General features: G+C 50.7%; 24 protein-coding genes, 1 tRNA gene, 1 rRNA gene and 1 pseudogene. 11 read left to right on the plus strand and 16 right to left on the minus strand.

All coding sequences use genetic code 11. The features are described 5' to 3' along the window. Positions 1-61 precede the first annotated feature (61 nt). Entirely contained in the window at positions 62-682 is a 621-nt protein-coding gene (locus tag I3X05_RS16125; RefSeq protein ID WP_193167965.1) for a lysoplasmalogenase, read from the minus strand. A 938-nt stretch (positions 683-1,620) separates the two neighbouring features. Then, a complete protein-coding gene (locus I3X05_RS16130; RefSeq protein WP_193167953.1) occupies positions 1,621-1,989 on the minus strand; it encodes a DUF4145 domain-containing protein in 369 nt (122 codons plus the stop codon). A gap of 233 nt (positions 1,990-2,222) precedes the next feature. Here I3X05_RS16130 and I3X05_RS16135 point away from each other — a divergent pair, with 233 nt between their 5' ends. After that, positions 2,223-2,561 (plus strand): DUF2500 domain-containing protein, encoded by a 339-nt coding sequence (locus tag I3X05_RS16135; RefSeq protein WP_193167954.1) that lies wholly within the window; start codon positions 2,223-2,225, stop codon positions 2,559-2,561. On the opposite strand, the gene I3X05_RS16140 is transcribed toward I3X05_RS16135, so the two are convergent. From I3X05_RS16140 to rhtB, 3 genes are all read right to left on the minus strand, one after another. After that, positions 2,558-3,571: an acyltransferase gene (locus I3X05_RS16140; RefSeq protein ID WP_193167955.1), complete on the minus strand. Its 1,014-nt coding sequence runs from the start codon at positions 3,569-3,571 to the stop codon at positions 2,558-2,560. The two genes, I3X05_RS16135 and I3X05_RS16140, sit on opposite strands and share 4 nt — an antisense overlap. A 104-nt stretch (positions 3,572-3,675) precedes the next feature. Continuing rightward, positions 3,676-4,899, minus strand: a complete 1,224-nt coding sequence (locus I3X05_RS16145) for an EAL and HDOD domain-containing protein (protein ID WP_045569640.1) — start codon at positions 4,897-4,899, stop codon at positions 3,676-3,678. A 39-nt stretch (positions 4,900-4,938) separates the two neighbouring features. Then, positions 4,939-5,556, minus strand: coding sequence for a homoserine/homoserine lactone efflux protein (gene rhtB, locus I3X05_RS16150; protein WP_045569639.1), 618 nt, complete (start codon positions 5,554-5,556; stop codon positions 4,939-4,941). A 64-nt stretch (positions 5,557-5,620) separates the two neighbouring features. On the opposite strand from rhtB, the gene I3X05_RS16155 reads away from it, so the two are divergent. Beyond that, complete coding sequence (locus I3X05_RS16155) at positions 5,621-6,598, plus strand: alpha/beta fold hydrolase (protein WP_045569638.1); 978 nt, start codon at positions 5,621-5,623, stop codon at positions 6,596-6,598. A gap of 228 nt (positions 6,599-6,826) precedes the next feature. Next, the gene (locus tag I3X05_RS16160; RefSeq protein WP_193158007.1) at positions 6,827-7,657 is read left to right on the plus strand and encodes a Cof-type HAD-IIB family hydrolase; all 831 of its coding nucleotides are present in this window, start codon (positions 6,827-6,829) and stop codon (positions 7,655-7,657) included. Between the two features lie 32 nt (positions 7,658-7,689). Here the strand turns inward: I3X05_RS16160 and I3X05_RS16165 are convergent. Further along, positions 7,690-7,821 (minus strand): annotated as a pseudogene (locus tag I3X05_RS16165) (EVE domain-containing protein); the annotation flags it as partial. A gap of 41 nt (positions 7,822-7,862) precedes the next feature. On the opposite strand from I3X05_RS16165, the gene I3X05_RS16170 reads away from it, so the two are divergent. After that, entirely contained in the window at positions 7,863-9,410 is a 1,548-nt protein-coding gene (locus I3X05_RS16170; RefSeq protein WP_045569636.1) for a COG3650 family protein, read from the plus strand. Next, positions 9,410-10,003: a tRNA-uridine aminocarboxypropyltransferase gene (locus tag I3X05_RS16175; protein WP_045569635.1), complete on the plus strand. Its 594-nt coding sequence runs from the start codon at positions 9,410-9,412 to the stop codon at positions 10,001-10,003. The genes I3X05_RS16170 and I3X05_RS16175 overlap by 1 nt, the downstream gene beginning before the upstream one ends. A gap of 49 nt (positions 10,004-10,052) precedes the next feature. Here the strand turns inward: I3X05_RS16175 and I3X05_RS16180 are convergent, their stop codons facing one another. From I3X05_RS16180 to lptM, 7 genes are all read right to left on the minus strand, one after another. After that, complete coding sequence (locus tag I3X05_RS16180) at positions 10,053-12,545, minus strand: bifunctional diguanylate cyclase/phosphodiesterase (RefSeq protein WP_045569634.1); 2,493 nt, start codon at positions 12,543-12,545, stop codon at positions 10,053-10,055. A 118-nt stretch (positions 12,546-12,663) separates the two neighbouring features. After that, on the minus strand, positions 12,664-13,398 hold the full coding sequence (gene yigB / locus I3X05_RS16185) for a 5-amino-6-(5-phospho-D-ribitylamino)uracil phosphatase YigB (RefSeq protein WP_045569633.1): 735 nt from the start codon (positions 13,396-13,398) through the stop codon (positions 12,664-12,666). Further along, complete coding sequence (gene xerC / locus I3X05_RS16190; RefSeq protein WP_045569632.1) at positions 13,395-14,345, minus strand: tyrosine recombinase XerC; 951 nt, start codon at positions 14,343-14,345, stop codon at positions 13,395-13,397. The genes yigB and xerC overlap by 4 nt, the downstream gene beginning before the upstream one ends. Continuing rightward, the gene (locus tag I3X05_RS16195; protein ID WP_045569631.1) at positions 14,311-15,015 is read right to left on the minus strand and encodes a DUF484 family protein; all 705 of its coding nucleotides are present in this window, start codon (positions 15,013-15,015) and stop codon (positions 14,311-14,313) included. Before I3X05_RS16195 ends, xerC begins: the two co-directional genes overlap by 35 nt. A 19-nt stretch (positions 15,016-15,034) precedes the next feature. After that, a complete protein-coding gene (gene dapF, locus I3X05_RS16200) occupies positions 15,035-15,865 on the minus strand; it encodes a diaminopimelate epimerase (RefSeq protein WP_045569630.1) in 831 nt (276 codons plus the stop codon). 9 nt (positions 15,866-15,874) lie between these two features. After that, positions 15,875-17,128: a diaminopimelate decarboxylase gene (gene lysA, locus I3X05_RS16205; protein ID WP_045569629.1), complete on the minus strand. Its 1,254-nt coding sequence runs from the start codon at positions 17,126-17,128 to the stop codon at positions 15,875-15,877. A gap of 47 nt (positions 17,129-17,175) precedes the next feature. Beyond that, positions 17,176-17,292: an LPS translocon maturation chaperone LptM gene (gene lptM / locus I3X05_RS23830; RefSeq protein WP_407701081.1), complete on the minus strand. Its 117-nt coding sequence runs from the start codon at positions 17,290-17,292 to the stop codon at positions 17,176-17,178. A gap of 75 nt (positions 17,293-17,367) precedes the next feature. Between lptM and cyaY the strand changes: the two genes are divergently transcribed. After that, complete coding sequence (cyaY, locus tag I3X05_RS16215; protein ID WP_039437826.1) at positions 17,368-17,685, plus strand: iron donor protein CyaY; 318 nt, start codon at positions 17,368-17,370, stop codon at positions 17,683-17,685. Positions 17,686-17,759: 74 nt separating this feature from the next. Here the strand turns inward: cyaY and I3X05_RS16220 are convergent, their stop codons facing one another. Then, positions 17,760-20,294 (minus strand): class I adenylate cyclase, encoded by a 2,535-nt coding sequence (locus tag I3X05_RS16220; protein ID WP_045569628.1) that lies wholly within the window; start codon positions 20,292-20,294, stop codon positions 17,760-17,762. Between the two features lie 346 nt (positions 20,295-20,640). Between I3X05_RS16220 and hemC the strand changes: the two genes are divergently transcribed. The 5 genes from hemC (at position 20,641) to I3X05_RS16245 (ending at position 25,771) form a co-directional block, all read left to right on the plus strand. Beyond that, positions 20,641-21,579 (plus strand): hydroxymethylbilane synthase, encoded by a 939-nt coding sequence (hemC, locus tag I3X05_RS16225; RefSeq protein ID WP_045569627.1) that lies wholly within the window; start codon positions 20,641-20,643, stop codon positions 21,577-21,579. 1 nt (position 21,580) lies between these two features. Next, the gene (locus I3X05_RS16230; protein WP_045569626.1) at positions 21,581-22,312 is read left to right on the plus strand and encodes a uroporphyrinogen-III synthase; all 732 of its coding nucleotides are present in this window, start codon (positions 21,581-21,583) and stop codon (positions 22,310-22,312) included. Between the two features lie 14 nt (positions 22,313-22,326). Next, positions 22,327-23,532 carry a uroporphyrinogen-III C-methyltransferase gene (locus I3X05_RS16235; RefSeq protein WP_045569625.1) on the plus strand — a complete coding sequence of 402 codons (1,206 nt, stop codon included), beginning with the start codon at positions 22,327-22,329 and terminating at the stop codon, positions 23,530-23,532. Beyond that, positions 23,529-24,710, plus strand: coding sequence for a heme biosynthesis protein HemY (locus I3X05_RS16240; RefSeq protein WP_045569624.1), 1,182 nt, complete (start codon positions 23,529-23,531; stop codon positions 24,708-24,710). Before I3X05_RS16235 ends, I3X05_RS16240 begins: the two co-directional genes overlap by 4 nt. 84 nt (positions 24,711-24,794) lie before the next feature. Then, positions 24,795-25,771 (plus strand): IS630 family transposase gene (locus I3X05_RS16245; protein ID WP_425304488.1). Its coding sequence is split into 2 segments (ribosomal slippage): positions 24,795-25,200 and positions 25,200-25,771, totalling 978 coding nucleotides; the frame shifts between segments, so codons are not numbered across the junction. A gap of 82 nt (positions 25,772-25,853) precedes the next feature. Here the strand turns inward: I3X05_RS16245 and I3X05_RS16250 are convergent. Both I3X05_RS16250 and rrf read right to left on the minus strand, forming a co-directional pair. Beyond that, positions 25,854-25,930, minus strand: a tRNA-Asp gene (locus tag I3X05_RS16250). A gap of 75 nt (positions 25,931-26,005) precedes the next feature. Next, positions 26,006-26,121: ribosomal RNA gene (gene rrf, locus I3X05_RS16255) — 5S ribosomal RNA — on the minus strand. Between the last annotated feature and the right edge of the window lie 20 nt (positions 26,122-26,141).

Below are 26,141 nucleotides of genomic sequence, written 5' to 3' on the forward strand. Positions count from 1 at the left end.
AATGGCGTCAGTATAGCAGTACAATACTGGCTTGACGATGCACTCAACGAGCAGAGAAGCGCTAGTAGATGATAGAAGCGACGATCAGTGCGTGGGCAAGAAAGTAGCTGCCCGACACCCAAACATAGGCGCGTTTCATCGGCTTGCGATAGCCGTGAATGGCATAAGCCAGCGCCGAGTAGATCATCACCAACGCGCCACCAAAACCCACCGCATTGGCCAGCGAAGCACTTTGCAGCCATACTTCCCCAGCCGCCCAAGCCATTTGCACCAACATAATCCCCATGATGACCACGGGAAAGACCAGTGAATCGAGTTGAGGTAGCAGCAGAAAGAAGGCGACGATACTGGCCGCGAGCAACAGGGCAAGCAACCACCAAACAATATCGCCATTGAGTTGCACCCAAAACGATTTGCTGTAGCAAAGTTGCGCCAGTAGAAAACCAGTAAAGTAAAAGGTTTTCCTTGCACGTAGGGTATGTAACACATCGGCAACAATAGAGATCATAAGACCAGCAGCAACCCAGTAGGAGTATCCCTGCTTCGGCCCTTGGGTGACAACTAAAACGCAGAGCAGTGCCAACGTTAGCACTTTAAACACCAAGGTCTGAGTCTGGCTCGATTGACGCGCACCCAATACGGATGTCACTCCCGATAAGCCTATTGCCAGCCAACTCCACATCTGCATTACCCTTTCATTTTCAACGCGGCTAGTCTAGGTAGCAGAAACTGTATGTAAAGCAGTAAACCACGAAAGTTGGATCTTGATAGCGAATAACGACCTACTGGCAAAACAGAAGAGCAAGTGAATCCGTTTATTCCGCCTGACAGAGAAAAGCGTTTTGTTTTGCCATCCCCAACGAGAACGCCAAAACATCCGTAGGAAAAACTAGAAAAGCAAACGTTACTTACCCTTAGACAGGCCATCAACTCTAATAGAGAACGAAAAAAGGAATAAAAATCACATTTTTCACTTAATAAAATAGTAATCTAATAAAAATATAATCAATAATTTCATTAAGTTATCAATACAAACCCCATCAAATATAAATCAAACCCATCATAAAATATCTTAGAGTCCATTATTAACAACAAAATTCTCAAATGGTGGTAAAACCCACCAGCAAAAGTGGTTGACTTTTAAGAACCTCGAAATCGAAAGAAAAAAACATAGCAACAACCCCACAAAAACCCAGATACCAAGCCAAAGCCAATAAATACGGAAAAATGAAAATTGACCAACATCAGCAAAATTATTACCTATTAAATTACAATGACTTAATAAACAAAAAGCATGTCAATGGCGAACAAGAACAACAATGAATCAATCAAAAAACAATGTTTTATTAAGGAAAATCACCAAATAAACGCAACTAAAGTTATTTTTTTGCAAGAGTAACGTCAGATACTTGATCAACGAAAGAAAAGGATGCTATATTGATTACATAAAGTTCATCAACAAATGTCTGGAGGTAGTGTTGTGATGTCTTCTTCTCAAAAACAAGGACTGGTAATGATCGCAGTTATCGTTGGGCTAATGACGCTACCAATGATGTACTAAGATTGATTTCCAAAAAAACGGGATGCCTCAGCATCCCGTTTTTTTATTCTATTTACTTCTTATTTCAGGTGCTGACTGAGCACATCCCAATTGGCGTAGTAAAAAGCCATCGCACCAGCCGTTATCAGCAACATTAATAGGATAGCAACGCGCCAAATAAACCGACCACTACGCGGTGTCAGTTCACGCTCACACTCATCACAGGCGGTGAAAAAGCCTTGTTTATCATCCAATTGGTACTGATCCTCATGCACCACTTTATTCCTGATTGTGGCAATAAAGCGCAGTTTGGCGATCACATCATGCGGCAATCGCTCTTCACAGCTGGTGATCAACTGATGCAACCCCTTCCCTTGCGCATGGTATTGGTTACGCAGCAATGTTTCCAATCTTCGGGTACGAGTAACTACGTTTTCAATGTCTGACATCGTGCCCTCCTTATCGAGGTGTTTGCTTTAAAAAGATTCTGCTAGAAAACCATCCACTTTTCGAGCCAGCTTTGACCATTTTTCCTCGGTTGGTCGACTCCATCGAGCACAAAACGTGAAGTCCGCCGAGTTTTTGTTATGCCTTTTTCATCAGATCACGAATCGGCCACACTCAAACGCTGATAATTCAGGGAGTTCGGTAGAATAAGGCTCCCATTATTCTGGAGGTTACCATGCCTGTTTCTCTGTTTCTGGCGCTCATCGCGCTTATTGCTCTTGGCGCTTGGCTGTTTATCCATTTTTTCCATAAACACATTCAAGGCAGAGATGCGCCCGAACAGAGTGTGCAAGTCACCGTGCTGGATAAACAGGTGATTCCCATCACTGACGCCGAGCCCGGAGAAGAGGACCAAGAGTATTGGATCTACGTGCAACGGGGCGCTTTCGGGCCAAAACGGGAATTTCAAGTGGGTATTCACTACTACCACGCCCTCAATCCCGGAGACAAAGGGACGCTGACCTATCAAGGCGACAAATTTCTTCACTTTGCCCTGCAACGCAAAAAAGACTAAGGCAACAGCCAGCGCGTTTTCGCGGAAAGAGAAAAGAGATAACTGAGCGTCAACGCGCCCGCCCCGCTCAATACGATCCACAACGGGATCACCCACGCAGGATTTCCTTGATGCCAACCGAATGCTTTCATCGGCCAGAGGAAAATCGGATGTAGCAGGTAGATCCCCAAACTGTGACGGCTAACCAAACCAATCGCGCGCCACCAGCCGCTGGGTAACTTGGCCGCAACATAGCGACACAAAGCGAAAACCATCGCTGCCGCCAACACCACATTGAGCGTCTTATACGACAGCCAACGCCCGACGCTGTACTGACCCGCTTCAAGGCTATTGGAAATCAACATCGTCGCAGTCAGCACGAGGGCGGTCAAGCCAAGTAAGCTGAGCCACAGCACCGTGTTTCCCGAGTTCGGCAAACGATGAAACAGCAGATAACCCAGAGGCAAATAGCCGGAATAGAGCCAAAGTTCATGGCTCCAAATTCCATCGATGCCAAGCAAATAGAGTGCGGTCGTGAGCAGCCACACACTGGTATAAGCATACAATACGCGCTCTTGTCCCTGCATGACCAACCACTGGAAAATAGGGATGAGAAAATAGAGGGGAATAAAGTAGTAGAAAAAGCCAAGGTGGTAGTAGGTCGCATGCTGGGGACTGTGCGCCAATACGTCCTGAACCTGCTGCGCGTCAAAACCGCTGGCACTCCAACCGCTGAGATAGGCATAAAACAGTGACCAAACCACGAAGGGCAACAGCACTTTTCCCAAACGACGTTTGATGTAGTAAGACGCATCAAAAGGGCGAGTATCACTGAGCATCAAGGCACCGGTAATCAAAATAAACACCGGCACCGCCCAGCGGGTAACACTGTTGATGCTGACCGCCGTCGCCCAGTGTGAAAATGGAATGGCCCCCAACAGCTCGCGGTAAGGTGCCAGTACATGGATGGCAATCACCGCCACGGCCGCAACACAGCGGAGTAGATCAAAAAATAGCACTCTTTCGCGCATCACTTTTTCCTTGATTGTTTTCACAGCGAAAATATAGCAACAAAAAAGCTGACAAGTTCAGCGAACGAGTCAGCTTTTGGTCAGAACTCCGCTAAGGTTGGCGGCTATATCTGTGATAGTTCCTGCGACCAGCGCTGCGCTTCAATCAATTCGTATTTAACCTCGTCCATCGACAACCCCAACTTATCGGAGATCTGTTCAATGCCACTCCAGTCGGCTTGCTCGAAACACTCTTCCAATGCGATGAGGTCTCCATAAGCGCCTTCGCGGTGCAGTAGCGCTTGTTTCACCACATCACTGAGCGGCAGGCTCCCCACCAGCGTGTCGACCGAGAGATCCATCATCGCATCCAAAATCGACAGCAAACCGATCATGAATCCTTGTTCGTGATGACGACTGAACGGGTGACGACGCGACATCAACTCACAAAACTGGGCACGCTGCAGCGAAAGATTAAACAGTTCACGCGGCTTGCGGGCCGAAATGTACGAAGCGACCACTAAAGAGACAAATATTTTCAGCTTATCCTGACCAAGATAAATCAATGCCTGGCGAAATGAGGCAATCTTCACTTCCAAGCGGGTCGATTGGGTATTGACGAATTTCAACAGCTTGTAGGAGAGCGTGACATCTTGGCTGATGATTTTCTCGATCCGATCGAAATCTGGCTCCGACTGACACACCTCGCGAAACAGATCCAACGCCACCGCATGCTCTGGGCTGACGTACTTGGTTTCGATCATCTCAGGTTTACTGAAAAAATAACCCTGAAAGAACTTAAAACCCGCCTCTTTGGCTTGCTCAAACTCCTGCGCGCTTTCGACTTTTTCCGCTAAGAAATGGTACTTCACCCGACGCGCTTGATGCTCACGCACCAACTCGCAGGCATTATCGAGCCCCAGCGCAATCACATCCAGTTTAACAATGTGTACAAAAGGCAGAAAACGGCGCCATTCCGGCATCAAAGTGAAATCATCAAGCGCGATCACGTAACCTTCACGGTGCAATTCACGAATCGCGTCAAGCAGTTCGTCGGTCGGCTGGCAGGTTTCCAACACTTCCACCACCACTTTGTTTTTGGGCAAACTCAGTGGCAAACGACGGATCAAGCTTTGGTAAGGGAAATTGATAAAACAGCGTGAGGATTGGATCACCGGATTGATACCGATGGAGAGAAAGTTCTCCACAATCAGACGATAGGTCGCGCGGTTCGAAGCAATATGGGTGGGATAGGCGTTGTTTTCGCCATCACGAAACAGCAGTTCATACCCCAAAGTATGCTTTTTGCGATTAAAAATAGGTTGCCGCGCGACGTAAGTGGATTTCATCTGCTTATAAATTCTTATGCTAGCACTGATTGATTTTAGTTATGTTTTTGCTGCCGCTAATAATGCACCACAACCCATAAACATTGAACCAAATAGTTTGTTTATTTTGCCCATCACCCGCTCAGAGCGAATAAAACGCCCCATTTGCGCCGCTAGCGAGGTATAACCGAGCATCACCAGTGAGTCGATCAGCACCGTTGTCAGACCTAGTACGGCGAGCTGCGTCACTTGATCGCGACTCGGATCGATAAACTGGGGAAACAGTGCGACCAAAAAGACGATCGATTTCGGATTGGTCAAATTAACCAACACCGCTTTATGCAGCAATGACCAAGCCGAGATCGCCCCTTGCTGCTGCACGGTTGCGAGCCCAGAGGTATCGCGCCATTTTTGAATGCCAAGCCAGACCAGATAAACGGCGCCTACCCATTTAATCACGGTAAACGCGGTGGCCGACTGCGCAACCAGCGCACCAATCCCCGCTCCAACGAGAACAATATGGATCGACAAGCCAATTTGCAGACCCGCAATGGAAGCGAGAGATTTGCGCGTGCCGTAGCTAAGCCCGTTGCTGATCGAGTTCACCGTACCGGAACCTGGGGCGAGGCTGAACACGATAGCCGTAAGCACATAGGCGAGCCAGACATGTGTATCCATTGCAATTCTCCGTTAATTCTCTGATCATACTCGGCTAGAAACGTAGCATTCAGGTAGTTTGTTAATGGCTAATAACCCTTCTCTTCCCTCTTATACTCAAGAGAACTTGTTTGAGCAAGCAATAGCTGGTCCGATTGCTGCCCTGTGGCAGCAGCGCCAAGAGGGGTATTTCAAGAGCAGCGACAAAACCAAATTGTACTGGTGCAAACTGACCGACCCAAAGCACAGCAAAGCGGTGCTGCTGGTGAATGGTCGAATTGAGTCATCGTGGAAATATCAGGAGTTGCTGTTCGATTTCTATCGCCAAGGCTATGACGTCTACAGTTACGATCATCGCGGCCAAGGGCTGTCGGATCGCCTAGTGCAAGATTCGGATATCGGCCACGTGTATGAGTTCGATGATTATGTGCGCGATCTCGCCAGCGTTGTGCAACATTTTGCGCTAGAAGGCTATCGGCAACGCCATATGATCTCGCACTCGATGGGCGGCGCTATCGCCACTCGCTACCTACAAACCTACCCACACCATCCGTTTGATAAATTGGTGCTCAGCGCGCCGATGTTTGGCATCAACCTGCCGTGGTATCTCAGCCCTATTGCCATCGCCGTCAGCCAGATCCTTACCGCGGTGTATCCCACGCCCACTTACGCGCCTGGCCACCAGCCTTATTACGCCAAACCATTTGAAGACAACCCGCTCAGCCAAAGTAAAGCGCGTTACCACTGGTTTCGCCAACTCTATACTGACAAACCTGAGCTGCAAGTGGGCGGACCGAGCACGCGCTGGGTTTGGCAGGGATTAATGGCAACCAAACAGTGTCTACAAATGACTCGCCAGCTCAAGATCCCGGTGTTACTGCTGCAAGCGGGTAACGACCGTATTGTCAGTAATCAGGCGCAAAATCAGTTCTATAAAAAGCTGTGCAAAACCAATAAGAACAGCCAAATGATCACCATTGACGGCGCGCAACATGAACTGCTGTTTGAACAAGATCTGTATCGTAATCAGGCGTTAGATGCGCTGTTTCGCTTTCTGCAATAGAGCAAGCGGATGTATGCGGCGCAAGACATAAAGAGGAAAGGAACAAAACAGGATTTACCCTCTTTTTCTTCCACATTTTCCCCTACACTGTGGCCATTCCCCCTTGTTGCACGGGCCAGTTGACCGTTTGGTTGACCACGCCCAGTGCAACACCCAATCCTGTATCGCACGCTCTGCGCTGGTGGATTGGCCCAGTTTCCTTCGCCTTTGCTGATATAAGAGAGTTTCATGACTACGCGCTTACCTTGTAGAGAGATCACCCAAATTGTCGCTTCTGATTTAGACGGCACCTTACTGGCACCCAACCACCAGTTGAGCGAGTTTGCCAAACAGACGCTGAAAGCCCTGCATGACCAAGGCTACACGTTCGTTTTTGCCACCGGTCGCCACCACGTGGATGTGGCGGGCATCCGCGCCCAGACGGGCATTCCTGCGTACATGATCACCTCAAACGGCGCGCGCGTGCACGATCAACAAGACCAATTGATGTACAGCAACAACGTGCCAGCCGAACTGGTGCAACCGATCATCGATATCGTCAAAAACGATCCGACGCTGTTTGTGCACATCTATCAAGATGACCACTGGTTGATGGACCGAGACGATGAAACGCTGCGTCACTTCCACGAAGATTCGGGCTTTACCTATCAGTTGTTCGACATCGACCAAGCGCCCACCGATGGCATTGCCAAGATTTTTTTCACTCACCCAGCGCAAGACCACGAGCATTTGGTGATGTTTGAAAACGAACTGCGCGCCGCCTTTGGTGAGAAGCTCAACATCGCCTTTTCCACCCCTTGGTGTTTGGAAGTGATGGCGAAAGAGGTCTCGAAAGGGGATGCATTACAAGTGGTGGCACAGTCGCTGGGTCTTGGTTTGCAAAACTGCATTGCGTTTGGCGACGGGATGAATGATGTTGAAATGCTGTCGATGGCGGGCAAAGGCTTGGTGATGGCAACCTCACACGAGAAAGTAAAACGGGCACTGCCAGACAATGAAGTGATCGGCAGCAATGCAGACGATGCCGTCGCCCACTACTTACAGCAACACTTGCTCTAAATCGCACATTGGGGCAGGTCTATCCTGCCCGTTTCTTTCAGCGCCGCGATGGCCGGGTTTCTTGCTTGATAATTGCGTACTCCTTCCCAACATGAGATGTTTTGTACGCGCAAGGTGTCGATGGAAAAGGTGTCCGGTTCAGTTTTACACAACCAATATGCCATAATGGGGTCCAAGCAGATTTCGATACGCAAAAAGGTATACCATGAAGGCGCTGAAAAACCCAGCCACACTCTCGCTGCTGATGCTACTGCAAGCTTGTTCCAGCTCTGATAACGTCGCTATAGAATCTGCCCCGCCCCCTGAGGCCAGTTTAAACCAGCCCGACAGCGTGGTGGCGCAGCCTTTTCTCTTATCTGGCACTGCGGTGGTGGGCCACGAGACGCAATACCTCACGCCCTGTGGCGGCAACCAGCAATATTGGCTACAGCTCTCGGCGCAGCAGCGCCAGCAAGTGATGTCTCTCAATCAGACGCCTTATCAAACCCTTTACGGTGAGTTCATCGGCCATTTGGAAAGCACTACCGCTGAAGGCTTTGCCGCCGAATACGATGCTCGTTTTGTGGTGGAACAAATCAACTACGTCGATGCCACTCGCCAGCAGCAATGCGACCACGCCAAGCGTCCTACCCGAGCGTTTGGCAACCAGCCCGATTGGTCGCTGAGTTTTAACCGCGACAACCTGACGTTCACGCAAGCGGGCACGCCGACTCGGGTGCTCGACATTGAACGCAGCCAGTTGAGCCCACGTAAACGCGACTATCAACTGAGTTCAGGCCGCCTATTACTGACCGAAAACCTGTGCCGCGATGCAAAAAACAACGCCTTGTATGGCTGGAAAGCCACCCTCACACAAGACAAAACCACCTTCAATGGCTGCGCGACCACTTCCAATGTCGATGCTACGGCCAGTTGGAGCGGCCTATACACGGCGACCTCAACCCAATCGGCCGGGTTTTCTGTCCATCTGGAATTAAAGGCCGACCATAGCGCGCAAACCCGCTATCTCTACGCCGACCAAGAGCGCCCGCTCCTAGAACATGGCTACTGGCAGCAGTTGAATCCCAATCAAATTCAAGTGGTGATGACCCGTCACCAAGGGCAAAAACTGATCACCGAACGCATTTTTACTCGCACAGGATCACAGCTCAAAGCGGAACAAGAAAAGGTCGGCAGCGTGGTTTACCCTATTGCTCAAGGTGGGCTGGTACTTTACCCCGCGAAAGCGTCCTCAAACGCCTCTGTCGAACCTGACACTGAGCAACAAGTGGCGTTACCAAGCAGTGGCGACATCAACGCCAGCGCCGACTACAACGCTAAAGTGGACAGTGCCGTGCGCGAGTACTTTCGCTTGCACAAAACCGACCCGAAAAATAACCAATATCGCTGGCTCACCTACGATCTGAACGGCGATGGTCAGCCTGAGCTGCTTACTCAGCTCGACTGGTGCGGCTCTGGCGGTTGTACCTTACTGATTTTTGAAAATCACGCCAACCAGTGGCGCTTTAACAGCCGTATCACGTTAGTGCGCAGCCCTATCTATCTTGGCACGCAGCGCACCGCAGGCTGGCAAGATCTTATTTTTGAGATAAACGGCGGCGGCGCAGCATCAGGCAAACACCGGATGCAATACAACGGCCTTAGTTACCCACTCAACCCAAGTTTGGCACCAGAGGCGAGTGCGGCGCAGATAAGCGGCGTCAAACTGTTTGCCGATGGCATCAGCCCGGTGCGAGATGGGGTGCGCTTGTGATGGCGCAACCTTGCCCGCATTGCGGCTTTCTCCACCAGTGCGTGTGCGGAGATATTCCACAGATAGAGAGCTCGCTGCGTTTCGTTTTGCTCCAGCACCCAAATGAGCCAGCGCGTTTGAGCAACAGCGGCAAACTGTTGCACTGGTTTGGACTTAAGGTCGAACGCATGATTTGGCAACGCCAAACGCCACCACCACAGTGGCAGGCGCTGATGGAAGACCCGGACCTCTACCCCGTGTTGCTCTACCCGCATCCACAAGCGCAAACCTTGCCTCAGGTACAACAAAGCAGCGCGGATCAGCAGCGTCAAAGCGTGTTTGTGATTTTGGATGGCACTTGGCAGGAGGCGAGGAAAATGCTCAATAAGAGCGAATGGCTGGCGCAACTGCTCTGTTTGAGCATCAGCAGCCGGGCGGAATCGGCTTACCAATTGCGCCGCAACCAGCAACCGGGCAATTTGTGCACCATGGAGATCGCCGCCGAGCTTTTAGCGCAAAGTGGCGAGGTAACACAGGCGCAGCAGATGCAGCAGTTTTTGCAGCACTATTTGCAGGTTTTCCACGCGGACCGAAGTGGCCACTCATTCAAGTGAGGAAAGCACAACAGCCAGGCCAGCCAGCCTTGCTGTCGCCGTCAAGTACTTAAAACAGCCGTTGCGGCTCACCTAAGAAATAGCCCTGCAAGTAATCCACCCCCATGTCCTGCACTATCTGGCAAACCTGCTGGTTGTGAACAAATTCCGCCACGGTTTTTGCATTCAACACTTGGCACAATCGCACCAGTTGGTTGGCAATTTTGCGCTGCTTCTCATCTTGATCAATATTGCGGATCAAGCTGCCATCGAGCTTAATGATTTCCGGTTCCAACTTGATGATTTCGTCAATATTAGAGTAACCAGAGCCAAAATCATCGACGATGATGCGCGCCCCCAAGCGACGAAAGTGACTACACACTTCGATCATCCGCCCGTAATCTTTAATTTGCTCCGACTCCAACACTTCCAGACCAATGCGGCTGGGATCGTTGAGCTGGCTAATCGAAGCTTCAAGCAGCAAGAGGGTTTTGTCGCTGAGCAAATCTTGTGGCGACAAGTTGATCGAAAACGCCTCCTGCTTATCTTGCATGTAGTCGAGAGTGCTTTGGATCATATGTCGGCTTAAACGAGTGTAGAGATGGGTGCCCGTGATAATGGGGAGAAACTGCCCCGGCAACACAATACGCCCGTCGTTTTCCACAATGCGCACCAAACACTCTTTGGCTGAAGGCGTTTTGCCATCGGCGTGAAAAATCGGCTGCGCATAGGTCACGATGTTTTGCTGCAAGATGGCACGGCTGACACAACCCAGCCAGCCCAACTGTTCGCGGCGCGCCTCTTCACTGACTTGCACTTCTTTAGCGTCACAAATGTGGGTGTTGTTACGCACCCCAACCCGACGTGCTTCAATTGCTTTGAGCAAGAGTTCATCACCGCTGGCATTGGGGAAATCACGCCGGCTCGCCAAACCGCCACAGAGTGAAATGGAGAGATAGTCGACGTGTTCAAGCCCGGAGGGTTCAAAATTGGTTTGTTCAATCAGATCAGCGAATCGGGTGAAGAGCTGTTTGATGGTTTCACCGCACAGCCCGGCGCGAAAGACAAACGCCCACTCGCCCACCCCTATGCTGTAGATATGCAGATTCGCCCCTTTGCCAAGGCGCTTGCGCAGCCGCGTGGTAAAGTGAGCCGACAACATCTGCAACAACTCATCACCGACTTGATAACCGTATTTCTCATTGATGTGGTTAAAATTGAGCAACTTGAGGGTCAGGAGATGCTCGTCCGCTTGAATATCATTGAGATACTCTTTAAGTGCAATACGATTGGGTAGACCCGTGCGGCTGTCGCGGCGATAGCTCTCTTGCAAACGCATCGCCTGACGCTCAAGCTGGTACTCCATATGCGCATTCATGTTATCCAGATCAGCGATGGCACTGCGGATCAAACAGAACAGCGGTGAAATGCTGCTGCTGATCTCATTGGAGGGCAAGTGAAAACGCGTCACTTCGTCGCTTTCACGCAGCGCCAAATAGGTCAGGCTATGATGCAAAATCTCCAGCGAGGCGCCTTCACTGTACACCTCTCCCATGCAATAACTGCCATTGGTGGTGGCCAGTTCATTGAAGGCACTCACCTCCTCGGCACCATCAATAAAATCGAGCCGCGAAGCGCAGTTGTAGATAAACACCGATTCTGGCTGATGCATCGCCAACTCCATAACGCCATGCTTTAACTGTTCCAGCGTCAAAGAGGGGTGGTTGTAACAAAAGCGAACCTCATCGCCTACTTGCCAGTCACGGTCAAACGTCATGCTGCCATCGGCATGGATATCGCACACCGAACACACTTCTTTCTTGTTGTTCACTTCGCGATAAAGCGGGAAATTGATGAGCTGATTCAAAGAGATGTCACGATTGTCTGCCAGATAGTGCTTGTACACATCATAGGCCGACTGGTTACCCAGCGCGATTAATCGTCGCCCTTGCGCCGCTGTCACCTTGTGATACATCCCGACCGGGTTCCACTCCGAATAGGCGCGCGTCCATACTTTCAGCGCGTCACCGTGCAGCGCGACCGCCACCGCCGCGTTGTGATACACCTTCTCTTGATGCAGCACCCAGCAGCCATCTTCGGTTGCTTGAGCCAAACCACCAGCCACCGGAGGGCAAGCTTCTTCACAGCGAAATGCGCTATAGATCGGATAGTCGACCCGCTGCACTTGCACGGCAAAACTGACCACTGCGCAACTGGCAGGAGTGAGATTGAGCGCATGACGGAAATCGTAACTGTCGAGATCGGGCGCACCGCTATAGGGTTGCACGGCGGAGGTAAGTTGCGTATGCGTAAACTGACTAATGACGATCAAACAGCCGTGATGAAGAATTTCACCAGCATTGATCATGTGGCGAGTGCTGTGTCCGATGATTTCAGCACGCGGCAACTTCATGCGAAGAGAGCGGGCATAAGCTTCGGTCACCGACGCTGACTGAGCAGAAAAAAGCTGAATCAAATAGGGGCTATCGACTTGCCAATCATAGCCTTGTATCTGTTCTTGTAACTGCTCGAGATCATCCGCCCAGAGAGAGAAAGTCTGCATACGCGAGTGAGTCCTGACGTTGTGGCTTAGTAAAGAAACTAAGATTATGTTCTATTTATGAGAAATCTAATCTACGTATCTTTATTGGGCTTTGCCAGCTTTGCTCGTTATCAGCTTGTTAAGATTGAGAGTGTGCTTGCAAAAGCGGCAGCAATTGACGCAATTCTCGGATCTCAAGATGGGGCAGGCTTCGCGCTTTCGCATTGCGGTACAAGCTTCTATGGGTGGTGTTGATCCAACACGACATAAATCCGTGCTGATTGGCGGCAGCGACGTCTTTGATCAGATGATCGCCCACATGCAGAATGTGCGCTGGGGAACATGGCAACATCGACTGCGCGAGCAGAAACAGATCCGCTGCGGGTTTCGCTGCGCCATCTGGCCCCGCTTGCAATACCGCCTTAAAGTAAACATCAAGGCCAAGCACTTTGGTATCGACGTTGCCATTGGTGATAGCCACCAGCGGAAACTCACCAGCCAAGGCACTCAGTACCTGATGCGTTTGTGGCGGCACGGTTAAACGGCTGCGCCAACTGAGCGCCACTGCCACCCCTTCTTTGGCCGCCTGTCGCGCTTCTGCGGGCGCGTAACCCAATTGCAAGAACGCCGTTTGCAACTGTTTTTCTCGCCATAATGTCACATCGTGGCATACCGCTGGGTGCTTGCGGCTGACCGCGGCTTTGATCTCTTGCCATTGCTCCGCACGAAAACGCTGTGTTTGCGGGTGTTCACGGTGCAACCAGCTCAACACTTCCGCTTCCATGCGCGCCACCACTGGACGGTTGTCGTACAAGGTGTCGTCCAAATCGAACGTCAGTGCTTTTATCGGTGCCAGTGAGCGATAGAATTTCATTGTTCTTCCTCTTTGCGTTGCGCTGATTTTTTCCGCGCTCTGGGGTGAGCTTGGTCATACACATCCGCTAAATGCTGAAAGTCCAAGTGGGTATAGATCTGCGTGGTGGAGATGTTTTCGTGCCCCAGCAGCTCTTGCACCGCGCGCAAGTTATTGCTCGATTCCAACATGTGCGTGGCAAAAGAGTGGCGCAGTTTATGCGGAGTAATGTGGCTTGCCACCGCCTGCTTTTGTCCCCATTGTGCCATGCGCTTTTGCACACTGCGATGGGAAATGCGCGCGCCCAACTTAGAGACAAACAGCGCATTTTCACCCGGCGCGGCTAAGCCACTGCGAATTCTTAGCCACTTGCCGACCCATTGCACCGCCATGCCCGCAAACGGCACTTTACGCTCTTTGTCACCTTTACCGATCACGCGAATTTCGCCGCTGCGCAAATGCACATCTCGCACATTGATACTCACCAGTTCCGCCAAACGCAATCCCGCGCCATACATGAGCTCCATCATGGCGCGATCGCGAATCGACAGCGGATCATCTTCATTCACTTCGAGCAGTTGATTGACTTCATCGACATCGAGATTTTTCGGTAGCGGGCGTTTTTTCCTCGGTGCAGAGACCCCTTTGGCGGGGTTGGCGACGATTTCCCCGCGCAAAATGAGAAAATCAAAAAAACTGCGTAACGAAGAGAGACGCGTGGCCAAGCTGCTGGCTTTCATGCCTTCACGCATCCCTTTGCCCGCTAACTGGCGAACCCAACTGGCATCGACGTCATGCCACGCCTTGACGTTCATCTCCGCCAGATGCTGCGCCATGGTTTGCAACTGCTGTTTGTAGTTGCGCTGCGTGTGCAAACTCAGCCCTTTCTCGCTGCGCAGAAATTCGTAGAAGCGATCCAGTGGCTTTTGCAGGCTACTTGGCAGAGGAGTGCTGGGCGTTGTCGTCATCGTAGCTTTGCCATAGCAGGGTTTGTGCAAGGTGGGCAACCACCAAAGAGAGATGGCGCAAGAACAAGGTATCCATATCGGGTTGGAAATGGCCGCCATCTTCACTAGAGAAAGCCAGCACGCCGAGTGTCTGCTTTTTCACCAAAGGCAAAATCACGTAGGAACCCATTTCTGGCACGTGCATATCACCAAACAGCGCCTCGCGATCCACTTTACGCAAACGACCCAAGTAGGCCTCTTTGCCATTGAGATGTGTGGTGGCAAAGCGCTGATAGTGCTCTTTGCTCAGTTGCGCGCTGGCATCACATTGGCTAAACAGGCGCACATAAGCGCACAAGCCAAGTTGTTGCGCTTTCTGCTCAATGGCACTGATCACTTGCTTGAAATCGGTGCACTTTAGGATTGTGCCTTGCAGATCCATAAACTGATAAAAAGTCCGATCGTTGCTGGCCGCCAATGACATCAGGCCAGTGATCTCTTCTTCCAGCTCTTCAATGCGCTGACGTTGACGATTCAGTTGCAGATGCACTAACGGCACGGCGCCCAAATCCGGATGCGGCAGCGACAAGCGATCCACCAGCTCAGGACGTTGCATAAAAAAATCTGGGTGATCTTTCAGATACTCGGCCACCACTTCTGCGCTCAGTGTATCTGCTTCTATATACGACAAAAAATTTCCCCTCGTTCCATCAGCAAGAGAGCTGTCCGTCAAAGACGTGCGTTGCAGGCCCGGTCATGTACAACGGCTTGCCAGGGCCTTGCCATTGAATGTGCAGCTCGCCGCCGGGCAACTTGACCGTCACACTTTCATCGAGTAAGCCCTGCACAATGCCCACTGCGACCGCACCGCACGCGCCGCTGCCGCAGGCTTGGGTTTCCCCTGCGCCGCGTTCATACACACGTAGGCGGATCTGGTTGCGATTGACCACCTGCATAAAGCCAGCGTTAACGCGCTCTGGAAAACGTTCATGCGATTCCAAAAGCGGACCTAAGGTTTCCACTTCAGCGGTATCGACATCATCCACCACGGTCACGACGTGCGGATTGCCCATGCTCACGGCACCGCAAAACAGCGTTTTCTCGCCAACACGCATGATGTAGGTTTTCTCTTTCTGCTGGGCGCGAAATGGAATTTTGCTCGGTTCAAATTCCGGCACGCCCATATTGACGGTGATCTGGTCATCGTCTTCCACGTCGAGAATCATTTTGCCTTTCTTGGTGCTGACGCTGATGCTGTATTTGTTGGTCAGCCCTTTCATGCGCACAAAACGGGCGAAACAGCGCGCGCCATTGCCACACTGCTCGACCTCACTGCCATCGGCATTAAAAATACGATAGTGGAAATCCGTTTCGGGATCATAGGGCGCCTCGACCACCAGCAGTTGATCGAAACCAACGCCCGTGTGACGATCCGCCAAGCGGCGGATTAGTTCTTGCGAGAAGTAAACGTTTTGGGTAATGCAATCGACCACCATAAAGTCGTTACCCAAACCGTGCATTTTGGAAAAGTGGAAATGCATAAAAGCTGGTTACTCCGGAAGAATGTGTTCAAGTTCCCACAAGCTGCGCAGCTCTTCACGCTGACGCACAAGGAAACTTTGCGTGCCATCAACCATGATTTCTGCGGCGCGAGCACGAGTATTGTAGTTCGAGGACATCACAAAGCCGTAAGCACCGGCGCTGCGCACCGCCAGCAGGTCATTTTCGGCCAGCACTAGTGAGCGGTCTTTACCGAGGAAATCACCGGTTTCACAAATCGGCCCCACCAGATCATACGTCACCGCTTCGCCGCTGCGTGGCTTCACCGGCACGATATCCTGCCACGCTTGGTAAAGCGCCGGGCGCATCAAATCGTTCATCGCAGCATCAATGATGGCGAAGTTTTTGTGCTCGGTATGTTTGAGAAATTCCACTTTGGTCAGCAGTACACCCGCATTCGCCGCAATGGCTCGGCCGGGCTCGAAAATCAGCTCCAGATCTTGATGGTTTTCCAGACGGCCCAGCAGCGCTTTCGCATACTCTGACGGCTGCGGCGGTAGCTCATTACGATAAACCACACCCAGACCGCCACCGACATCCAGATGGCGGATGGTGATGCCTTGCTCTTTAAGGGAGTCGATCAGCGCCAACAGACGGTCCGTGGCATCGATGAACGGCGCGAGTGCCGTCAACTGAGAGCCAATGTGGCAATCAATCCCCTGCACATTGAGGTTCTCCAGGCTTTGCGCAAACTGATAAACCGCCGGTGCGCGGTCAAACGCGATACCAAATTTGTTGTCGCGTAGGCCAGTCGAAATATAAGGATGGGTTTGAGCATCAACATCGGGGTTAATGCGCAGTGAAATCGGTGCTTTCACGCCCAGCTCACCGGCTACCTTGTTCAAGCGCTCCAGCTCAGGCTCGGACTCCACATTGAAACATTTGATGTTCAGTTCCAGCGCGCGACGCATCTCAGCTTCGGTTTTACCCACGCCAGAAAACACCACTTTACGCGGATCGCCGCCAGCGGCAATCACACGCTCCAGCTCACCGCCAGAGACAATATCAAAGCCGGAACCAAGACGCGCCAATACATTGAGTACACCAAGATTGGAGTTGGCTTTTACCGCGTAGCAAACCAGATGAGGATGGTTTTCAACAGACTGATCAAAGGCTTTCCAGTGGCGCTCTAATGTGGCACGTGAATAGACGTACAGTGGCGTACCATATTGCTGCGCCAGTTGAGACAGCGGAACGCCTTCGGCCCACAGTTGGCCATCATCCTGATAATTGAAATAGTCCAAAATTCGCTTCCCTTTTTAATGGTCGACTGCTTTATCTGCTTTCATGCCTACTGCGACTGTTCACTCGGCGGAGTGTCGTCAGGGATATAGAGGGAGCCCGACTGCCCACACCCAGCCAGCAAGGCCACACTGAGGGTAAGCAACACAGTAAGTAATTTTTTCATTTTGCATATCGTGATTATTGATTCAATGCCCCCTATAATCGCACCACACTCAGGAAAAGCAATAGGATAGATAAGATGAACAATACTGAATTTCATCAACTGGTGGATGCCGAGTTGCAACTTATTGAAGAAGCGATTGATGATTCAGGCGCGGACATCGATTTCGAAACCACCGGCAATGTGATGACGTTGGAGTTTGATGACCGCAGCCAGATCATCATTAACCGCCAAGAGCCGATGCAGGAAATTTGGCTGGCGTCAAAATCTGGCGGCTTCCACTTTAAATATCAGCAAGATAAGTGGATTTGCTCTAAAACTGGCATGGAGTTCTCGCAGATGGTCAAACAAGAATGCGAGAAGCACGCAGGCGAAACGATCGACTGGGTACAATAAAAAGTCAAAGAGCACCACGTGGGTGCTCTTTCTATATTGGCCGCTAACTCTATTAGCCGCTGAATCGCCTCGGCTTAAATATTGACGACTTTCGACATCTTGGATGGAGTACAGGCGTCGTTGCGATAAGGCACGATGTAAGATTGTGCCCCCTCTTCTTGTGGGTGCACAATCTGATAGTACTGGGGCAAGTTAAAGTTGATGAACTTGGACGCGACCTGTTGGTCGTCTTTGACCGAGGTGTAGAAGCTGTTGACGCTGGCGATCATCTCATCTTTTGAGCCGCTAAACTGGTGATACACTTCCACCTGATTCGACTCATCCAACACATAAATATTGAAGCCTTTGTCGGTATCTTCAAAGAAGAACTGGATCAAGCCTTCGCTGGCAAATCCATCGACGATTTCTGGCAACTGGTAGTCCGCTTCGCGATCCAGCATCAGCAGAGGTGAGCCTTTCAGCTTGTTGGTCGAGATGCTGCGGTAAAAATCAACCGAGTTTTCCAATTTTTGTACCGACACACCACGACGCTCAAAGAACAACCCGTAGGTTTGCGCGCCTAAACGAATCGCTTTGAAGCGGCGGCGTTTTTCCTGCTCAACCGGTTTTAAGCGTAAATCAATACACTCAGCCAGAAGCTGGTACACCATGTTGCGCATCACGCCACGCATGTTTTTGCTGTAGCAGAAAACATCCACCGACTCGGGCGGAATCGCGTCTTGGTGCATTTTCCCCAGCACGGTTTTCAGCGCATCCAACATTGCGGTTTCGCCTTTGAAGTGCAAAGTACGCACTTCGTGCCAAGAGTTGCGGTAAACCAGATCGACACTGCCAACCAAACTGCGCTGCTGCGTACCGAAACTGAAAATATCGGCGTTTTTCAGATCCACTTTTAGGGAGCGCCCCGACAGCTCGGCAGTGGGGTCACTTTCAAAGTTGATGAACATCGCCAGTTGGCTGATCTCGCATGGGCTGGCCAACGCTTGCATGGTCGGGCGACGTTTGCGCAGCGAGAAGGTGTTGCGCAAGTCGCTGACCATTTGATAGAACTTGTCGATGTCGATCTGCGCATCTCGCACCACCGCATGTAAACGAGTCGATTCGGTGATCAGGCCATTAAAAAACGCCCACGCAACCAATTTACTCAAGTACTCGTGGTGCTCCAAATACGGCTGACCGAGAATGCGGTGCGCCACCAGCGGCTGCTTGTACAAATACCAGCCGGCTTTATTGGTCCGCCCTTCGCGCACTTCAATAAAACTGAGGTCCGCTTCATGTAAGTCCGGCGAAATCTGCGGATTGAGCAGGGTCACTTTGCCCGGCAACACTTCAAAGGCGGCGTACAGCTTACGCGCTAAAATGCTGATATCTTGTGGGCTGATGGCCGAGGTAATGTCGTTACGCCGCGCGAACTGGATCAAATTACGGTAACTTTGCATCAAGGCATCCAGCAGCGCGTGGTGCACCACTTTCACCTGTTCCACTTTCCAGTTTCGGCGATTATCGAGCTCGGCGATCACCTCAGGTGACCACTGCCACTGGGTCGTCAGTTGACGCAGCGCTTCGCGTCGCCAAGCGACCGAACCAACGCCGGGATCACGAGAAAGCTTTTCATGAGTTTTCAGATAGAAACAGCGCCGAACCAGATCCAAACGGGTGGCATCTTTGATGCGCTCCAAATAACGCGTCACCTTCTCCAGCATCAAGTAATACGCATCCATACCGTAGAGATCCGGCTCATGGGCAAAAAAGCGTCGTTTGGTATCAATGCTGAGTAGCTGGGTGTGTGGGTATTCCCACGAGTAAGCTTCCAGCAAGATCGCTTTCAACACCGATTTGTATGGCGAGTCGATACTCTTGTACAACTGCCACAAATTGGAGCCGAAATACTCCTCTGCCGGAATACAGCTCAACTGACCAAAATCGATCCACTGGTTGCAGTTGATGTAGCCACCACGGCAAAGCTGATCGACGTACTCGTCATAACACTCTTCCATTTCCGGCGGCACTATTTGCCACAACAAGCGTCGTCCGGCGATACGCACTGCAGAGCGATAAAATTCGTCGAGCAATAACATGTGCTGAGACGAGCCGCAGTTGTCGCCTGTCATCTGCTCCGAGCGGTTGGAGCGAAAACGCTGCTCATCCATCAAGAAAAAGTTCGCCTCAACCCCGTGCATCTGCGCCCAATCGGTGATGAGTAGGCACTTGTTGGTGAGACTTTCCCTTTCTTCATGGCTCATGAGGCTTGAGACACACACCCAGATGTCGAGATCGCTGGAGGTGCTTTGCCCAATCGACGAGGTGCTTCCCATGGTATACAAGCCGAGAATTTTGGCTTTTTTCGCCACTGGCAAAGGGCAACCTAAGGTGAGTTCGGTATCGTCAATAAACTGCTGTTGTACATCGTTGAACTCCTGACCGTCGATGCCATAAGGCACATCGGCGTCAAAATAGCCCGGAATCGCTGGATGATTGAAATGAAGTAAAGCGGGAATGAGATGAAAGACTCGCTGGCTTTGCAAATCCATAAGCGCCAGCGCACGCTCAACACGTTGCTGGTTAAGTGTATCTAATCGCTGGATTAATTTTTCGGTATAAGCCTGCAAGGGAGTTCCTTGGTTTCAGTATCAAGACACGTCTGTATAACTTTTATGCCATCCTGGCAGAAAAACGTGATCAATTTAACACTTCTAAGCGTATTGGTAAAGATGTAACCCGTCAATCCCAAACCAATACGAACCTTTGTCGCACGCCCTTTTCAAGGCGCCTAAGTGTCGCTTGTAACGCTGACTACGAATACTGGCGGCGCAGTCAAATGAGAATTGAGTCACACTATTTCAGTACGCTTGTGCAATTAGTTAACCATACCAACAGTTACACTAACTAACAGTAATACTTTAGCAGTGAGGATGATAGGATTGGGGCAAAATTGACAATGAAACTGGGAAGATCATGACACACTCAACTCCGATTCGCATCGCAACCCGAAAAAGTCCTCTTGCGCTTTGGCAGGCTCACTATGTCAAAGAAGCGCTGCAACAGGCTCATCCCGGCCTTGAAGTGGAACTGGTGACCATGGTCACCAAAGGTGATGTGATTCTCGATACGCCTTTGGCAAAAGTCGGTGGTAAGGGGTTGTTCGTCAAAGAATTGGAAGTGGCGATGCTGGAAGGGCGCGCGGATCTGGCGGTACATTCGATGAAGGACGTGCCCGTCGATTTTCCACCAGGGCTCGGACTGGTCACCATTTGTGAGCGCGAAGATCCACGCGATGCGTTTGTCTCTAACCATTATGAAAACATTGAACAACTGCCACAAGGCGCGGTTGTCGGTACCTGCAGCCTACGCCGTCAGTGCCAACTCAAAGCGTATCGTCCAGATTTAGTCATCAAAGAGCTACGCGGCAACGTCGGCACACGCTTAAGTAAACTTGACGCGGGCGAGTATGACGCAATTATCCTCGCCGCGGCAGGTCTTAAACGCCTCGAACTGCAAGAGCGCATTCGTAGCTTTATCGAGCCAGAACAATCTCTCCCTGCGGTTGGCCAAGGCGCCGTTGGCATTGAGTGCCGCACCGATGACGAGAGAATGCTCGAACTGCTAGCGCCGCTGAATCACGTCGAAACGGCGGATCGCGTCAAGTGCGAGCGAGCAATGAATCTGACCCTACAAGGCGGCTGCCAAGTGCCGATTGGCAGCTACGCGCTGCTTGAGGGCGATCAGATTTGGCTGCGTGCTCTTGTCGGTGAACCCGATGGCTCCCACATTGTACGCGGCGAAATTCGCGGCCCACGCACCGACGCAGAAGCACTAGGCGTGCAACTTGCGCAGCAACTTCTCAGCCAAGGCGCCGACGACATTCTTGCTCGCCTTTATCAAGATCACGAATAACATGACGGTTCTGGTCACGCGGCCAGCCGAACAAGGGCTGGCTCTCTGCTCCTTGCTCAATGATGGTGGAGTCTCCACACTCCATCATCCTCTCATTCGTATCGTCGCCAACCCCAGCGTCGACACACTCCTTTCTCAACTGCGCGACAGCGACATTGTTATCGCCGTCAGCCAACACGCGGTGCAGTTCGCCCAGCAATGGCTTGCCGAACATCAAGCAAACTGGCCGCAGAACACGCGATATCTTGCCGTTGGTCAAAAAACCGCACACTATTTAAGCAAAGTCACGGGGCAAGACGTAAACTACCCGACGGTCAGTGATAGTGAGCACTTAATCCAACTTCCGGAGCTCAACCGGATCGCAGGGAAGCGTGTGTTGATTTTGCGCGGCAACGGGGGCAGAGAGCTCATCCGAGAGTCTCTTGCCTCGCTTGGCGCCGATGTTGATTATTGTGAGACGTACCAGAGAGAATTTATCCCCTTTGATCCGCTAAGCTGTGTGGCATCTTGGCAAACGCAAAAAGTCGATACTCTCATCGTCACCAGTTCTGAACAGTTGGAATACCTCAACCGCATGATGAACAGCCAAGCACAGCACTGGCTGCATCAACAACACCTGTTGGTACCCAGCGAACGCATTGCTACCATTGCACACTCTTTAGGCTTCGCCAGAGTGACCAACGTTGGAAGTGCTGCAAACATGGAATTACTGGCTGCTCTCCAGCCTAAGTAACACAGGATAACCTCATGACAAGTAAAAAAAATAACGAGCAAACCACGCCTGAAGAAATGACGTCTACCCCAACCACCAACGACATTTCGCCCAATAACGATACGTCTGCTTCGGCCGAGATCGTCAACGACGTCAGCCCAGTATCCTCTGACACAGAGAAAACACCACACAGTAACACTCAGCCAGAGCAAAAGCGCGGCAGCAAACTGAGCATCATCGCGATTGTGATTGCCCTGCTTGGTACTGGCGGGCTCGCTTATCAAATGCAGCAGCAGAGTAGCCACTACCAAGCGCAGATCGCCGCACTGCAAAATCAGCTGCAACAAACTCAGTCATCCTTGACTCAGCAGATGAGTCAAGTCAAAACGGACACCGCGCAGCAGGCCAGCAGCACACTCCACAAAGCAGAAGTGGAGCTTGCGCAACAGCAAAAAAGCATTGAGAGCCTTCAGCTGGCCATGGCGGATGTGAAAGGGCGCCGTCCAAACGACTGGCTGCTGGCGGAAGCGGATTACTTGGTCAAACTGGCCGGACGCAAGCTGTTTCTTGAGCGTGACGCAACGAGCGCCACTCATCTGATGGAAAGCGCTGATCAACGTATCGCCACGCTAAACGACCCGAGCTTGGTCCCACTGCGTAAAGCAATGGCAAGCGACATTACCAAACTAAAAACCATCCCAATCATTGATCGTGATGGCTTAGTACTGCGTCTAACCGCTTTGCAGCAACAAGTCGATCAGCTGCCACTGGCCAATGCCATTCTCCCAGAAGCCAAAGCGGTAGAAAAAACCGAGGTCTCCGAGGACATCAGTAACTGGCAAGACAACTTGCTCACCTCGTTGAAAGACTTCTCAGAAAACTTCATTACCTTTCGTACCCGCGACGGCAATGTGATTCCTCTGCTCTCACCTGAGCAGCATTTTTATCTCAAAGAGAACATAAAAGCCAAGCTGGAAACGGCGATCAAAGCCGTCTATCTCGAGCAAGGTGAGCTTTACACCATCGCATTGACGACCGCAGAAAGCTGGTCTGAATCTTTCTTTAACCCTGACGACAATGCCGTAAAAGAGTTTAACCGCAGTCTAAAACAACTCAGCCAGCAGAATGTTCAGGTGACGTATCCCGTGAAACTGGAGACACAAACTCAACTCGCGGATGTGATTCGTGAACGCCTTCGCCGAGATGTCACTACACTAACCAGCACGGAGGAAAAACAATGATTCGTATGATTTTTCTTTTCGTCGTGCTCGGCGCAGGATTGTTTGCTGGTACACAATTTTCCGGCCAACAAGGTTATGTGTTGATCTCGGTAGCCAACAGCACCATAGAGATGAGTGTAACGACGTTGGTTATCTTTATCGTCGCGACTCTGGCAGGATTGTTCGCTTTGGAGTACCTCGCCAAAAAAGTGATTTATACCAGCTTCACCACTTGGAACTGGTTTAGTGTACGCAAAATGCGCCGCTCACGTCGTTACACCAATGAAGGCATCATTAAGCTGCTGGAAGGGGATTGGAAAGGGGCTGAGAAAAAAGTGACACGCTGGGCTAATCATCACGATATGCCGCTGTTGTGCTACTTGGTTGCATCCGAAGCGGCTGACGGCCAAGGAGACAAAGTCAAACGTGATCAATACCTTGCTCTTGCCGCCCAACAAGAAAACGCCCATTTGGCGGTGGAACTGACCAGAGCAAAACAATGGGTTCGTGAGGGCGAGTTTACCCAGGCGTTTGACACACTGCAATCGCTCAAAAGCAGCCACCCTAACAATCCGATTGTCATGGATTTGCTGAAAACCACTTATCTAGAACTGAAACGGTGGCAACCCCTACTCGATTTGCTGCCAAGCTTGCATAAGTCCGGTCATATCAGCCAAGAAGAGATGGAACGGGTCAGTTTACAAGCTCATTGCGGCCAGCTTATTGATATTGCAACACAGGAAGGCAGTGAAGGGCTCATCGCGCATTGGAATGGGCTGAGCAAGAAACTTAAGCAGGAGGAGACGCTCATCGCCTGTTTTGTACAACAGCTGATCGCTCGTAAAGCCGATCACGAAGCGTTGACCGTGCTTAAAGAAGCACTGAAGAAAGCAGCCTCTAGCAAGCTGTATGCGCTATTGCCTGAACTTAATCTCTCCGATAGCCACCCAGTGATTGTACTGCTTGAGGAAGCGACAAAACGCGACAATAGCAACGCAGAAGCACACAGCGCTTTGGCCCAACTCTACTTACGTGAAAAGAAATGGGCATTGGCACAGACACACTTTGAACAAGCGCTTAACGTTCGTTCCAGTGTCTCTGACTACGCTTACTTAGCAGAAGCCCTAGAAAAGCAAGACCTCAATAAAGCAGCTCATGAGGTTTCACGCAAAGCACTCACCCTTGTGCAGAATGGTTGAACTGCAGAGACAAAGACGAAACCGGCTTTATCGCCGGTTTTTTTATGTCATTTGCAACCACAACTCTTATACCAATCCATTCAAATGAAAATGAGATTACTGGCTCTTGCTCATTTCAAAGATGGGCATTCTCGCACCCAAATCGCCAAGTTTCTTATGGTAAGCCGTACCAGTGTCAACAAGTGGGTTCAAACCTTCCTTCAAGAAGGGCTAGAGGGACTTAAGGAAAAGCCAAGAACAGGAAGACCTCCCTTCTTAACCCCTGAGCAAAAAGAGCGACTAAGCCAATACATAAAAGACAAGGCTGATAATATACAGGGCGGACGACTGACTGGGGCCGACATCCACGCTTATATCGCGAAAGAATTTGGCCAGCACTACCACCCTGACTCTATCTATTACCTGCTCGACCACATGGGCTTGTCATGGATAACTTCCCGCTCAAAACACCCCAAGCAATCTCAAGAAGTCCAAGACGATTTTAAAAAAAATTCAAAATTGAAACGATCCTGAAGATCCCAGGACATATCGCTCTAGAGCATGTTGATGTCTGGTTTCAAGATGAAGCCAGATTTGGGCAACAAAACACGACAACACGGTTATGGGCAGAGAAAGGAACACGCCCCCGAGCCGTGAAGCAACAACAATTTGAATATGCGTATCTGTTTGGTTCTGTCTGTCCCGCGAGAGGAATTGGCGAAGCGATGGTCGTTCCTTGGGTTAATAAAGAGATCATGATCGAGCATTTAAAGCAAATATCGGCTGTCACAGAGAAAGGGCGTCATGCCTTCATCATTATGGATGGGGCGAGTTGGCATACCAATGACATTGCAGAACCGTTTAGCAATGTCAGTATCATCAAGCTCCCGCCCTATTCACCAGAGCTAAACCCGATAGAACAAGTGTGGAGCTGGCTCAGACAACACCATCTTGCCAATCAGAGTTTTACCGATTATGAGGATATCGTGGAGAAAGTGTGCAAGGCTTGGAATCGATTCTTGGACAGTACAGATAGAGTTAGCAAGATGTGTACAAGAGAGTGGATTAATCTGACCAGTTAATTTTCCAGATTGGTATAATTTTCCAGATTGGTATTAGATACGACAAAGCCCTAGCACTTCTGCTAGGGCTTTGTCTGAAAAGTGGCGGAGCGGACGGGACTCGAACCCGCGACCCCCGGCGTGACAGGCCGGTATTCTAACCGACTGAACTACCGCTCCGCTGTCTGGTTAGACGTTTCGTCTACTTTTTTTGTCTTCAGATTTTTCTTAAAAATCTAAAGACAACAAGTTAAAGCCTGGCGATGTTCTACTCTCACATGGGGAGACCCCACACTACCATCGACGCTGTTTCGTTTCACTTCTGAGTTCGGGATGGAGTCAGGTGGGTCCAAAACGCTATGGTCGCCAAGCAAATTCTTTCTCTCTATTT

This window comes from Vibrio navarrensis (genome assembly GCF_015767675.1).
In the GTDB taxonomy this organism is placed as follows: domain Bacteria; phylum Pseudomonadota; class Gammaproteobacteria; order Enterobacterales; family Vibrionaceae; genus Vibrio.